Origin of the sequence: Intrasporangium sp. (assembly GCF_051961875.1) — a bacterium.
Taxonomy (GTDB): Bacteria; Actinomycetota; Actinomycetes; order Actinomycetales; family Dermatophilaceae; genus Intrasporangium_A.
Window position 1 is genome coordinate 1 of record NZ_JBQCCV010000111.1, and the last position, 11430, is coordinate 11430.

An 11430-nucleotide genomic window follows, 5' to 3' on the forward strand; every position below is an offset into this window, starting at 1 on the left:
GGGACCAACCTGCTCGGGCTCGTCAAGCACCTGGCAGGAGTCGAGGGCGGCTACTTCGGCTCTGTCATGGGGCGTCCCTTCCCCGAACCGATGCCGTGGATGGATGAGGACGCGGAGCCCAACGCCGACATGTGGGCCACCGCCGAGGAGTCCCGGGAGGACGTCGTCGACCTCTACCGCCGTGTGTGGGCCCATTCGGACGAGACGGTCTCCGCCTTGTCGCTGGACAGCCGCGGTGAGGTGCCGTGGTGGGCGGAGGAACGGCGTCACCCGACCCTGCACACCCTGCTCGTCCACGTCATCGCCGAGACACATCGGCACGCCGGTCACGCCGACATCGTCCGCGAGACGATCGACGGCTCCGCGGGATTCCGGCAGACCAACAGGAACCTGCCCGGGCAGGAGGCGGACTGGTGGCGCAGTTATCGGGAGCGGTTGGAGAAGACCGCCCGCCAGGCCGGCGCTCCGGTCGACTGAGTCGACCGAGGATACGGTGAGGTCATGTCGCCCACGATCGACGAAGCGCTCGCGTTCATAGCCGACAACAGCCACGCGGTGCTCACGACGCGTCGCCGCGACGGCTCGATCCAGATGTCGCCGCTCAACGCCGGGGTGATCGGCGACGACGTGGTCATCTCGAGTCGCGCCATGCTGGCCAAGGTGCGCAATATCAGGCGCACCCCCGAGGTGTCTCTGCTCGTCATGAACGACCGGTTCTACGGCCGCTGGGTGCAGGTCGACGGCGCGGCGGAGATCGTCGACCAGTCACAGCCGGACACCCTCGACCTGCTCGTCGAGGTCTACCGGGCCATCGCCGGTGAGCACCCCGACTGGGACGAGTACCGCGAGGCGATGGTCAAGGACGAGCGGGTCGTCATTCGGATCCGGCCGACACGGGCGAGCGGCCAGCTCTGAGCCGGCCGGCCTGCGGCGACACCAGCCGAGCGGCCCGGTAGGCCGGCTCGCGCAGCCAACGGACCCACCCGTACTCCCGGGTCCCCGGCAGCTGGTTCGCGATCGGGTCGAACCGGACCGCTTCGTCCGTGCCGGTCGCCCAGTCGACCGTCAGCCGTGCACACGTCCGCCAGGGGCCGGTCCCGTGCGCCCACTCGAGGTCGTAGTCGGCAGGCCACCCCGGCCCGTGGGAGCGGGGGAGCAGCCGCAGGAGCAGGGGATACCCGGACGCGTCCACCGGCAGCAGCGTCGTCTGGCCGCCGTGGTGCCCGGGTCGGCGCAGCCGCAGGACGAACCGCCCGACCCTGCCCGTTCCGGTGCTCGCGAACAGGACGTCGGCGGGGGCGGCCAGGTGGTCGCCGGGCAACAGGCGCAGCGCGAGTCCCTCGATGTCGGAGCCCCCCGGCCCGGTGCCCATCGCGTAGGACGCCCGCACCAGGCAGTCGAGGTCACCGGCGACGTCAAGCAGCCGGCAGCCCGATCGTCCGTCCGGGTCCACGACGAGGTGGCCGGCACCGATCTGGCCCTCCGGGTGCAGGGGCTTCCCGCGCCGCGCGAGGGCCACGACGCCGAAGGCGGCCGCGAGCACGGCACCGGGCACCGCGGCGAGGAGGCTGGGTCTCAACACACTGCCACGCATGCCCGAGGCATACCCACGATCCTGCCGGTCCTGCTGCTGCAGCTGCCGGGACGGGCGCGTGTCGGCGCGGCTGTGGGGGTAGGGGAGGCGTGGACGTGACGCACGTTGTCACGAACACGCGTGAAGACACGGAAGAGGTGACCATGGGGACCGCAGACGAGCTGCCCGGTGCGAAGGACCTGGCCGACGAGATCTCGCAGCTGGTGCGCGAGCAGGGCTGGTCCGTTGCCACCGCCGAGTCGCTGACGGGCGGCAAGATCTCCTGCCAGCTCGGGGTGGCGGAGTCCTCCTCAGAGTGGTTCGCCGGATCGGTCGTCGCGTACCTGAGCAGGGTGAAGTACGACGTGCTGAAGGTGCCCGAGGGACCGGTGATCTCCAGGGAGTGCGCGGCAGCGATGGCCGAGGGGGTGGCGTCGCTGCTTGGGGCCGACCTCGCCGTCGCGGTCACGGGTGTCGGCGGGCCCGATGACGAGGAGGGGCAGCCGGCGGGGACCGTATGGTTCGGCGTCCGCGCCCACGGCGAGACCCGGACCGAGCTGCAGCGCTTCAAGGGCGACCCGTCGGAGATCGTCGACCAGACGACGGTGCACGCCCTGCACCTGTTGCGCGACCACGTGCGGCCGACCTGATCCGGCCCGGCTTCGCCCCCGCCATCCAGGGAGCACTCGGGGGAGCCGGCAACCCAGCCCCCGCGAGGTCAGACGGGGCCGGGAACGGGATGAGCGGCATACGAGACTCGTATGCCGCTCATCGCTGTCGCGCTCAGCGCGACCAGTTGTACCCGCTGGGCTCACCCTCGCCGAGGTCGACGATCGCGGCGACGGGGCCACCGCCGTCGGGGCCCTGATGGGCGGCGGACACCGAGACGAAGACGGCCGGGTCGCCGGTCACCGCGGCCGTGACACCGCCGACGCACGACTTGATCTGGCGGTGCCAGTGGACGTCGGAGTCGTCGAGCATCGCGTTGCGCCGGCCGTGGACCATCCCGTCGGCGCTCGCCTCGCACTTGAGGAAGACGTTGACGAGCCGGCCCTCGAGGTCGGTCCAGTGCGGGCGCTCGGGCAGCTCGAGGCCGGCGTCCTTGATGGCCTCCCAGATGCCGTCCTGGTCGAGGGCATCCCTCATGACCGAGTGGCCGATCCGGTAGCGGCCCCCGACGCCGCGGGCGTTGCCGACAACGACGATCTGGGCCTGGTCGAGCTCGACGCCCGAGGAGCACGACGCCACGGACGAGAAGAGCTCGCGGTTGTGCATGACGTCCTCGTCCGAGGGCATCTCGATCTCGCCGAGGGCGACGGCGATGCCGAGGCCGGTCGTGCCGTTCGAGAGGTCCATCGACTCGTGGGTGTTCTCGGTCCAGACGCGGTGGCCGCGCGACTTGGCGTCGCGGATCGTGTGGATCGTCAGGAGCGGCGTCTTGGTCTGGACGTAGTGCACGTCGGCCGGGTCGGTGATGCCGGCGCGGGCCATGGCCTCCTTCACGCCGGCGGCGACCTTGCTGATCATCCCGGTGTAGCCGATCTCCTCGGGCAGGATCGGCTCGCTCATCGCGAACCCGACCGTGAGGCGCAGGTCGTCCGACGGCTGCGCCTTCTCCTCCGGCACGGTGGCGAAGATCGTCGCGTGGGGGCTGATGACGCCGTCCGTGCCACCCGACCAGACGATCGGGACCTGCCGGACCTGCTCCTCAGGGGCGCCCTTGGCGATGAGGACCTCGCGGAAGGCGCGGTCGGCGATGATGCGGGTGTAGTCGTTGACGCCGCCGTTGCCCTCGGTCTTGCCGATGATGGCAATGACCCGGTCGGCCTCCATGACACCGTCGTCGATGAGCTTCGCGAGCCCGGAGGCATCGGAGACGCTGTTGATCGGGACCTTGCGCACCTCAATGGGCTGGGCCATGTCTGTCCTCTCGTTCATGTGGGAATTGCTGGTGTGGTCACGGTCGGTGCACCCTCGATGACGGTGCCGACGTCGCCCACGACGGCCTCGGTGATCTGGTGGAGCGTGGTGATCACCGACCGGCCGCCGGAGCGGGCGAAGCGCAGGGCTGCCTCGACCTTCGGGCCCATCGAGCCCGACGCGAAGTGGCCCTCGGCGGCATACCCCTCCATCTCCTCGAGACGGACCCGTCCGACGGGGCGGGCGGTGGGGGTGCCGTAGCCGAGCACGGCGTGGGTGACGTCGGTCGCGATGACCAGGACGTCGGCGCGCAGCTGCTCGGCGAGGAGGGCGGCGGTGAGGTCCTTGTCGATGACCGCGTCGACGCCCTCGAGGTCACCGTCCGGGGTGCGCACGACGGGGATCCCGCCGCCGCCGGCCGCCGTCACGACGTAGCCGGCCTCGAGGAGGGTGTTCAGCGTGTGCGCCTCGAGGACCTCGAGCGGCTCCGGGCTGGCGACGACCCGACGCCACCCCTTCTCGCCGCGGTCCTCCCACGTCTCGCCGTGGTCGATGAGCTTCTGGGCCTGGGCGAGCGGCAGGAAGCGCCCGATCGGCTTGGTGGGCCGGGCGAACCCGGGGTCGTCGCGGTCGACGAGGGTCCGCGAGACGATCGCCGCGACCTTGCGGTCGACCCCACGTCGCGCCAGCGCCGCCTCGAGGGCGACGAGGATCATGTAGCCGATCGTCCCCTGCGTCTGGGCACCGCACCAGTCGAGCGGGACCGGGGGGACGACGTGGGCGGCGAGCTCGTTCTTGACGAGGATGTTGCCGACCTGAGGGCCGTTGCCGTGGGTGAGGACGACGTCGTGGCCCGCCTCGACGAGCTGCGCGACGTGCGCCATCGCGCCTCTGATGGCCTCCCACTGGGCCTCGGGCGCGGCGCTGCCGTCCGGTCCTGTCATGGCGTTGCCGCCGAGTGCTACGAGCACCCTCATGCCGACCTCCTCTCGTCCGTGTGGCGAGCCTATGGAGTGCGAGCGGCCCCTCGCGTTGTCACCTCCTGCCCAACGCGCGTGGCCGGGTTGGCAGTTCTGTGCCTCCCGACGACGGGGCGGGACCCGCGTGTGGTGCGGTGCGCGCGGCAGCGAGCCCAGCGGCATACGTCGAGGCGTATGCCGCTGGGCTCGCACTCCAGGAGGGGGCGCCCTCAGGCGGTGGGACCGCGGCGGGCGTCATCCGGTCACGCAGGTCCCTCACGACGGGACGCTGGGATCCGTTCCGTCGTGAGGGCCCTTCGGGTCTGAGGGTGGCGCTCGGACCTTCGCTGGCCGACCTGCTGATGGTTGGTCAGGAGCGACCGAGATCGCGATAGCGCTCCAGCCGGGTGGCAAGCCGCTCCGCCCGGTCCTGCCGGGCCAGCTCCGCCAGCTCGTGCTGGATCGTCTGGCTCATCCGGCGGCAGAACTCGGCCGGCTCGTCGGCGGCGTCGGGGTGCTCGGCGACGATCCGGTCCACGATGCCGGTCCTCAGCAGGTCGAGCGAGCGAACCCGCTGCGCCGCGGCCATCTCGGCAGCATGGCTCGTGTCACGGTGCACGATCGCCGAGGCGCCCTCCGGTGGCAGCGGCGAGAGCCAGGAGTGCTGGGCGCAGATGACCCGGTCCGCCGGCATGAGGGCGAGGGCGCCGCCGCCCGTCCCCTCACCGAGCAGGATGCACAGTGTGGGCGCGTCGAGCATGACCAGCTCGGCCAGGCACCGGGCGATCTCGCCGGCCATGCCGCGCTCCTCGGCCTCCTGTGACAGCGCTGCCCCAGCGGTGTCGATGACCGAGACGAGCGGCAGGTTGAGCTCGCGGGCGAGTCGCATGCCGCGCTGGGCCACCCGCAGTCCGGCGGGGGAGAGCGGGTCGAGCAGCTGGCCACGGCGGTCCTGTCCCAGGACGATGCACGGGGCGCCGCCGAACCGCGCCAGCGCCATGAGCAGCCCGGGGTCGTACTCGCCCTGGCCGGTGCCGTGCAGCGGGAGGACATCGGTGGCGCCGAGCTTGAGCAACGCGCGGACGCCGGGCCGCTCCGGGCGCCGGGACCGGGTGATCGAGTCCCAGGCCGGCAGGTCGGGCAGCTGCTCGCGCTGGAGCTCGGGCACCTCGGGCAGGTTCTCACGCGGGCCCATGAGGACGGTGAGGGCGCGGTCGGCGGTCTCGGCGAGGGCCTCGACGGGCAGGATCGCGTCGATGAGCCCGTGCTCGAAGAGGTGCTCGGACGTCTGGACGCCCTCCGGGAAGGGCCGCTCGAAGAGCGCCTCATAGACGCGCGCGCCGAGGAACCCGACCGTCGCGCCCGGCTCGGCGACGGTCACATGGCCGAGCGAGCCCCAGGACGCGAAGACGCCTCCGGTCGTGGGGTGCCGCAGGTAGACCAGGTAGGGCAGTCCCGCCTGCTTGAACTCGGTGCAGGCCGCGCTGATCTTGATCATCCCGACGAACGCCGGCGTGCCCTCCTGCATCCGGGTGCCGCCCGAGCTGGGCGCAGCGAAGAGCGGCAGCTCCTCACGGCGAGCACGCTCGAAGGCGAGCACGATCCGCTCGGCGGCGGCCGCACCGATCGAGCCGGCGAGGAACCGGAACTCGCCGGCGATGACCGCCACGCGCCTGCCCCGGATCCGCCCCTCGCCCGTGATGACCGCCTCGTCGCACCCGCTGCGCTCGGCAGCGGCCGCGAGCTCTGCGGCATACGGGCTGTCGGCGGCAGCGGGCTGCACGGGTGTCGCGTCCCAGCTCGTCCAGCTGCCCTCGTCGAGGACGGTCGTGAGCAGTTCGAGCGCGCCGAGTCGCCGGGTGGTGGTCGTCATCACGGCACCTCACGGTCCTGCTCGTCGAGCCACGCGCGCACCGACTCGTTGTGCTCGCCGAGCATCGGCGGGTGCTCGTGCTGGGACCGTCCACCGGCGAAGGCGTTGTCGTCCAACCGGATCGGCGGCCCGGGGATCTGGATGCCACCAAGCACGGGATGGTCGACGTCCAGGACGAGCCCCTGGGAGCGAGTCTGCTCCCACTCGTAGACCCGGTCGAGCGTCCGCACCTCGCCGGCGGGGACGCCGACCTCGGCCAGCTTGGCGAGCAGGTCGGTGAGCGGGTAAGGGGCGAACGCCGCGTCGAGCACCTCGATCACGTTGTCGCGGTTGGCGACTCGCTCGCGGTTCGTTGCCATGCCCGGCGTCGCGGGGTCGATGTCGAACGCGGTCGCGAGCTTGACCCAGAGGCCCTCGCTGCCGCAGGAGATCTGGACCTTGCCGTCCTTGCAGCTGAACAGGCCGTACGGCGCGATCGACGGGTGGTGGTTGCCCTGCGCGGCCGGCACCTCACCGGCGACCGTGTAGCGGGTCCCTTGGAAGGCGTGCACCCCGACGATCGCGGCGAGCAGGCTCGTGCGGACGACCCGGCCCCGTCCGGTCGTGTTGCGCTCGTGCAGGGCGGCGGCGACGCCGTACGCGCCGTACATCCCCGCGAGCAGGTCGCCGATCGGCACGCCCACGCGCTGCGGGTCGTCGGGGCCGCTGCCCGTCAGCGACATGAGGCCGCCCTCGCCCTGGGCGATCTGGTCGTAGCCGGCGCGGCCGCCCTCGGGGCCGTCGTGGCCGAAGCCGCTGATCGACAGGATGACCAGGCGTGGGTTGATCTCGTGCAGCCGCTCGACGGAGAAGCCGAGCCGGTCGAGCACGCCGGGGCGGAAGTTCTCGACGAGCACGTCGCCGTGCCGCACCAGGCGGCTCAGGACGTCGCGGCCGTCGTCGGACTTGAGGTCGAGGGTGATCGACTCCTTGTTGCGGTTGCACGACAGGAAGTAGGTCGAGATCGGGTCGTCCTCCGGTCCGACGAAGGGCGGTCCCCATCCGCGGGTGTCATCGCCGTGGCCCGGTGACTCGACCTTGATGACGCGAGCGCCCATGTCTCCCAACATCATTGCCGCGTGCGGGCCGGCGAGGGCCCGGGACAGGTCAATGACGACGACGTCTTCGAGTGGTGCGCCCACTTCCGCTCCCTTGGTAGCTGTATGCCGCTGTGCCCGAGCCTATGCGCCCACCTCACCCCCCGCGCGTAGCAGGTTGTGGCAAGGGGTTGCTGCTCCGGTAGGCAGGTGTTGCCAAGCGCTGCGGGGCGTCCGGTCGTAGGGTCAGGCCTCATGGGCGACAAGGTTGCGGTCATCGTCGGCGTTGGTGCCGGGCTCGGAGCGTCGGTGGCACGGCGGTTCGGGAGTGCGGGATACGACGTGGCGCTCATCGCGCGCTCGGCGGCGTATCTCGAGGAGCTCGGGACGGAGCTGCAGGGGCAGGGCGTGACGACCGGGTGGACACCGGTTGACATCTCGGACGCGCCGGCGCTGCGGGCTGCCGTCGAGCGGTTCGGCATTCACCTGGGCCGGATCGACGTGCTGCACTACAACCCGAGCGTCTTCCGGCAGGCCGACCCGCTGCAGCTCGGGGTCGATGAGCTGCTCGAGGACGTGCGGGTCGGTGTCGGGGGGCTGCTGACGGCGGTGCAGGCCGCGCGGCCGGTCATGCCTCGCGGTGCCCGGGTCCTCGCGACGGGCAGCATGGCCGCCGACGAGCCCTGGAACGAGGCCTGCTCGCTCGGTGTCCAGAAGGCGGCGCTGCGCAACCTCGTCCGGAGCCTCGACACGACGCTCGCGCCGGACGGCATCCGCGCGATGTCCCTGACGGTCAGGGGGACGCTGGCGTCGGAGGGGCCGTTCGCCCACGACCGCGTCGCCGGCGCCCTCTTCGCCGCCGCGCAGACGCCCGATGACGACTGGCAAGCCGAGGTCTCCTACACCGGCTGACCCCCGTCGACCGGTCACTTTCGCTCGCTCGACTGGTCACAAACGCCGCGACCCTCGTCCCCTTCATGGTGGGGACGAGGGCCGCGGAACGTGCCGTTCAGTGACTCGTACGACTCTCCCGGTCGTAGTTGCGACCGAGGAAGGCCGGGATGCTGGCCCACCGGAGGGCGAACATCATGACCAGCAGCGTCGCGACGTAGGGCAGCATCGAGACGAACTGGTGTGGCACGCCGATGCCCCCGACCTGGACCCGGAGCGCGAGCACCTCCATGCCGGCGAAGAACGCGGCGCCGCCCAGGATGTACTGCGGACGCCAGCCGCCGAAGAAGGCGAGGGCGATCGCGAGCCAACCGCGGCCGGCCACCATGCCCTCGGTGTACGTGCCGGTGTAGGTCATGGGCAGGTAGGCGCCGGCGAGTGCCATCAGGGCCGCACCGGCCGCGGAGGCCCAGATCCTCGTCCGGGCGACGTTGACGCCGAGGCTGTCGGCCGCCTTCGGGTTCTCGCCGACCGAGCGCAGCTCGAGACCACGCCTCGTCCGGTAGAGGAACCAGTAGAGCAGGCCCGAGACGATGAACGCGAAGTAGACCATCAGCGACTGGTCGAACAGGATCGGCCCGACGACCGGGATCGCCGACAGACCCGGAATCGTGAGGCTACCGAGGGTCGGGATGAGCGGCGGCTGCAGCGTCACCCCGATGACGACCTTGTAGAGCAGCGATGCGAGGCCGGTGGCGGCGAAGAACAACGCGAGGCCGATGACGAACTGGTCGAGGCGGAAGCGCGTCGTGACCCAGCCGAGGAACCACCCGAAGACGGCACCCACCAGACCGGCCACGACGAGTCCGACGAGGTTGCCGCCGAACTTGAGGGAGACGAGGAAGCCGATGCTCGCACCGAGCATCATCAGGCCCTCCTGGGCGACGTTGAAGACGCCGGCCCGACCAGCAAGCATCGTGCCCTGGGCCGCGAGGATGAACGGCACCATCGCGGTGACGACGAGCTGTAGGAACGAGGTGACCTCACTCATCGGGACGACCTCCTGAGGCGGGCTCCGACCACGTCGGAGAAGAGCAGGAACAGCAGGATGAGGGCCTCGACGATGAGCACCATCTCCTGGGGGACGCCGGCCGTGCGCTGCATGGCGCTGGCACCCACCTCGAGGACCGCGATCCCGAAGGCCACGAAGGGCACCGCGATGACGTTGCCCCGGGCCATGAGCCCGATGATGATGCCGAGGAGCAGGTAGTTGGACTGCATGCCCTCGATGAGCTTGCCGTGGACGCCGGCCACCTCGATGGCGCCGGCCAGGCCGGCGAGCGCGCCACCGACGACGAGCGAGCCCACGGCGATCCGGCCGATGCGGACACCATGGACCTGCGCAGCCCGCGGGTTGGTGCCGACGGCGCGCAGCTCGTAGCCGGGCACGGTCCGGCGCATGACGACGACGATCCCGACGCTGACGAGCAGGGCAAGGAAGACGCCGACGTGCATCGGGGGACGTCCGATGAGCGGCAGCAGCGCGCCGTCGCCGACGGGGATGGTCGTGGGGTGCCCGGCGGCCGGGTCGCTCCACACCTCGCTGGCGACGTAGTCGACGATGCCGAAGCTGACGAAGTTCAGCAGCACGGTGCTGAGGATCTCGTTGATGCCGAAGCGGTCCATCAGCCACGCCGCGATCCAGGCGAAGACCGAGCCGGCGAGGAGCCCCGCGACGAGCACGAGCGGGAGCAGGATCGGCAGCGGCAGGTCGGCCAGGGTGATGCCGACGGCAGCACTGGCGGTGGCGCCGACGAGCAGCTGGCCCTCACCGCCGATGTTGTACTTCCCGGCGGCCAGCGGGATCGCGAAGGCGAGGGCAAGGAGCACGAGCGGGACCCACTTGTGCACGGTCTCGACGAGCCCGAAGCCGGACTTGAACGACGTCGTGAGGATGGCGCGGTACGCGTCCACGGGGGAGTGGCCGAGCAGCGCGATGACGATCCCCGCGACGACGAAGGCGAGCAGGACGGCGACGACGTATGACGCGATGCGCCCGCCGATGTCGCTGCCACGCGTGAACCGTGTGGCGGTCCGCACGGGTGGGGTGACGGTGGTGGTCATGCTGACTCCTTGAGCCCGGCCATGAGCCGGCCGAGCTCGTACTGGTCGTAGTGGCCCCGCCGACGCTCGCCGAGGATCCCACCGGAGTAGATGACGAGGAGCCGGTCGCAGAGTCCGGTCAGCTCGTCCAGGTCCTCCGAGAGGAGCAGCACGGCGGTGCCCTTGGCCGCGGCTTCACGAGCCCGGTCATAGACGAACTGCGTCGACGGGATGTCGAGGCCGCGAGTCGGGTTGTGCAGGATGAGGAAGCCGGGGTCGTGCGAGAACGCACGAGCCAGGATGACCCGCTGGATGTTGCCGCCGGACAGCTGCGCAGCCGGGGTCGTCGCCGAGGGCGTCTTGACCGAGAAGCGCTTGATCATCTCGTCGGCGTGCTGGCGGGCCCGCCTCCAGTCGAGGAAGGGGCCGGTCCGGAAGCGGCCGCCGCGCTGGGCGCCGAGAACGAGGTTCTCGATGATGCTGCCCGACGGCAGGATGCCGTCGCGGTGCCGGTCCTCGGGGACGTAGGCGATGCCGCCGTCCAGCCACGCGGCCGTCGGGTCGCCGGTGAAGTCCCGGTCGTCGAGAGCCACCGCTCCGGCGTCGATCGGACGCACGCCGGAGAGAGCCTCCGCGAGCTCGACCTGGCCGTTGCCCGCCACGCCCGCGATCCCGAGGATCTCGCCGCGGCGGATGGCGAACGACACGTCCGAGATGGCCCGGACCCCGTGGTCGTTCAGGGCGCCGAGGCCTGTCACGGCGACACGAACCGGGGCGTCGTCGAGGGTGCTCTGGGCCTCCGCGGCGGCAGGGCCGGTAGCCGTGCCCATGCCTGCCGTCACGACCTCGGTCACCCGGGACACCATCGCGTCGTCACCGACCATGAGGCTGGCCAGCTCTGCGGCCGTGGTGCCCTCGCGGCGCAGGGTGCCGACCCGGTTGCCGTCCCGCATGACCGTCAGCGCGTCGCAGACGCTCATCGTCTCGCGGATCTTGTGGGTGATGAAGACGACGCTCATCCCGTCGTCGACGATG

The 11430-nt window shown here is 71.2% G+C and carries 12 protein-coding genes; 4 read left to right on the top strand and 8 right to left on the bottom strand.

What is annotated here, in order from left to right:
* Positions 1–477 (top strand): DinB family protein (locus ACTHJJ_RS06480; protein WP_440302121.1); only part of this gene is annotated, 477 nt, incomplete at its 5' end.
* A 24-nt stretch (positions 478–501) separates the two neighbouring features.
* Positions 502–915: a PPOX class F420-dependent oxidoreductase gene (locus ACTHJJ_RS06485; protein ID WP_440302122.1), complete on the top strand. Its 414-nt coding sequence runs from the start codon at positions 502–504 to the stop codon at positions 913–915.
* On the opposite strand, the gene ACTHJJ_RS06490 is transcribed toward ACTHJJ_RS06485, so the two are convergent.
* Positions 875–1594 (bottom strand): phosphodiesterase, encoded by a 720-nt coding sequence (locus tag ACTHJJ_RS06490; RefSeq protein ID WP_440302123.1) that lies wholly within the window; start codon positions 1592–1594, stop codon positions 875–877. The genes ACTHJJ_RS06485 and ACTHJJ_RS06490 overlap by 41 nt on opposite strands.
* A 95-nt stretch (positions 1595–1689) precedes the next feature.
* On the opposite strand from ACTHJJ_RS06490, the gene ACTHJJ_RS06495 reads away from it, so the two are divergent.
* Entirely contained in the window at positions 1690–2223 is a 534-nt protein-coding gene (locus ACTHJJ_RS06495; RefSeq protein WP_440302124.1) for a CinA family protein, read from the top strand.
* Positions 2224–2356: 133 nt separating this feature from the next.
* On the opposite strand, the gene ACTHJJ_RS06500 is transcribed toward ACTHJJ_RS06495, so the two are convergent.
* From ACTHJJ_RS06500 to ACTHJJ_RS06515, 4 genes are all read right to left on the bottom strand, one after another.
* Positions 2357–3493 (bottom strand): ring-opening amidohydrolase, encoded by a 1137-nt coding sequence (locus tag ACTHJJ_RS06500; protein WP_440302125.1) that lies wholly within the window; start codon positions 3491–3493, stop codon positions 2357–2359.
* A 14-nt stretch (positions 3494–3507) separates the two neighbouring features.
* Positions 3508–4470: a carbamate kinase gene (locus ACTHJJ_RS06505; protein WP_440302126.1), complete on the bottom strand. Its 963-nt coding sequence runs from the start codon at positions 4468–4470 to the stop codon at positions 3508–3510.
* A gap of 352 nt (positions 4471–4822) precedes the next feature.
* Positions 4823–6325: a carboxyl transferase domain-containing protein gene (locus ACTHJJ_RS06510; protein ID WP_440302127.1), complete on the bottom strand. Its 1503-nt coding sequence runs from the start codon at positions 6323–6325 to the stop codon at positions 4823–4825.
* A complete protein-coding gene (locus tag ACTHJJ_RS06515) occupies positions 6325–7506 on the bottom strand; it encodes a CaiB/BaiF CoA transferase family protein (RefSeq protein WP_440302128.1) in 1182 nt (393 codons plus the stop codon). The genes ACTHJJ_RS06510 and ACTHJJ_RS06515 overlap by 1 nt, the downstream gene beginning before the upstream one ends.
* 150 nt (positions 7507–7656) lie before the next feature.
* Here ACTHJJ_RS06515 and ACTHJJ_RS06520 point away from each other — a divergent pair, with 150 nt between their 5' ends.
* Positions 7657–8313 carry an SDR family oxidoreductase gene (locus tag ACTHJJ_RS06520; RefSeq protein ID WP_440302129.1) on the top strand — a complete coding sequence of 219 codons (657 nt, stop codon included), beginning with the start codon at positions 7657–7659 and terminating at the stop codon, positions 8311–8313.
* A gap of 97 nt (positions 8314–8410) precedes the next feature.
* On the opposite strand, the gene ACTHJJ_RS06525 is transcribed toward ACTHJJ_RS06520, so the two are convergent.
* The 3 genes from ACTHJJ_RS06525 to ACTHJJ_RS06535 form a co-directional block, all read right to left on the bottom strand.
* Positions 8411–9343: an ABC transporter permease gene (locus ACTHJJ_RS06525; RefSeq protein ID WP_440302130.1), complete on the bottom strand. Its 933-nt coding sequence runs from the start codon at positions 9341–9343 to the stop codon at positions 8411–8413.
* Entirely contained in the window at positions 9340–10416 is a 1077-nt protein-coding gene (locus tag ACTHJJ_RS06530; protein WP_440302131.1) for an ABC transporter permease, read from the bottom strand. The genes ACTHJJ_RS06525 and ACTHJJ_RS06530 overlap by 4 nt, the downstream gene beginning before the upstream one ends.
* Positions 10413–11430 (bottom strand): ATP-binding cassette domain-containing protein (locus tag ACTHJJ_RS06535; RefSeq protein WP_440302132.1); only part of this gene is annotated, 1018 nt, incomplete at its 5' end. The genes ACTHJJ_RS06535 and ACTHJJ_RS06530, both read right to left, overlap by 4 nt.

Bases quoted from the DNA above. Each gene is read 5' to 3' on its own strand.
- ACTHJJ_RS06485 (WP_440302122.1), top strand. From the start codon at position 502: ATGTCGCCCACGATCGACGAAGCGCTCGCGTTCATAGCCGACAACAGC.
- ACTHJJ_RS06490 (WP_440302123.1), bottom strand. From the start codon at position 1,594: ATGCGTGGCAGTGTGTTGAGACCCAGCCTCCTCGCCGCGGTGCCCGGT.
- ACTHJJ_RS06500 (WP_440302125.1), bottom strand. From the start codon at position 3,493: ATGGCCCAGCCCATTGAGGTGCGCAAGGTCCCGATCAACAGCGTCTCC.
- ACTHJJ_RS06505 (WP_440302126.1), bottom strand. From the start codon at position 4,470: ATGAGGGTGCTCGTAGCACTCGGCGGCAACGCCATGACAGGACCGGAC.
- ACTHJJ_RS06510 (WP_440302127.1), bottom strand. From the start codon at position 6,325: ATGACGACCACCACCCGGCGACTCGGCGCGCTCGAACTGCTCACGACC.
- ACTHJJ_RS06520 (WP_440302129.1), top strand. From the start codon at position 7,657: ATGGGCGACAAGGTTGCGGTCATCGTCGGCGTTGGTGCCGGGCTCGGA.
- ACTHJJ_RS06525 (WP_440302130.1), bottom strand. From the start codon at position 9,343: ATGAGTGAGGTCACCTCGTTCCTACAGCTCGTCGTCACCGCGATGGTG.
- ACTHJJ_RS06530 (WP_440302131.1), bottom strand. From the start codon at position 10,416: ATGACCACCACCGTCACCCCACCCGTGCGGACCGCCACACGGTTCACG.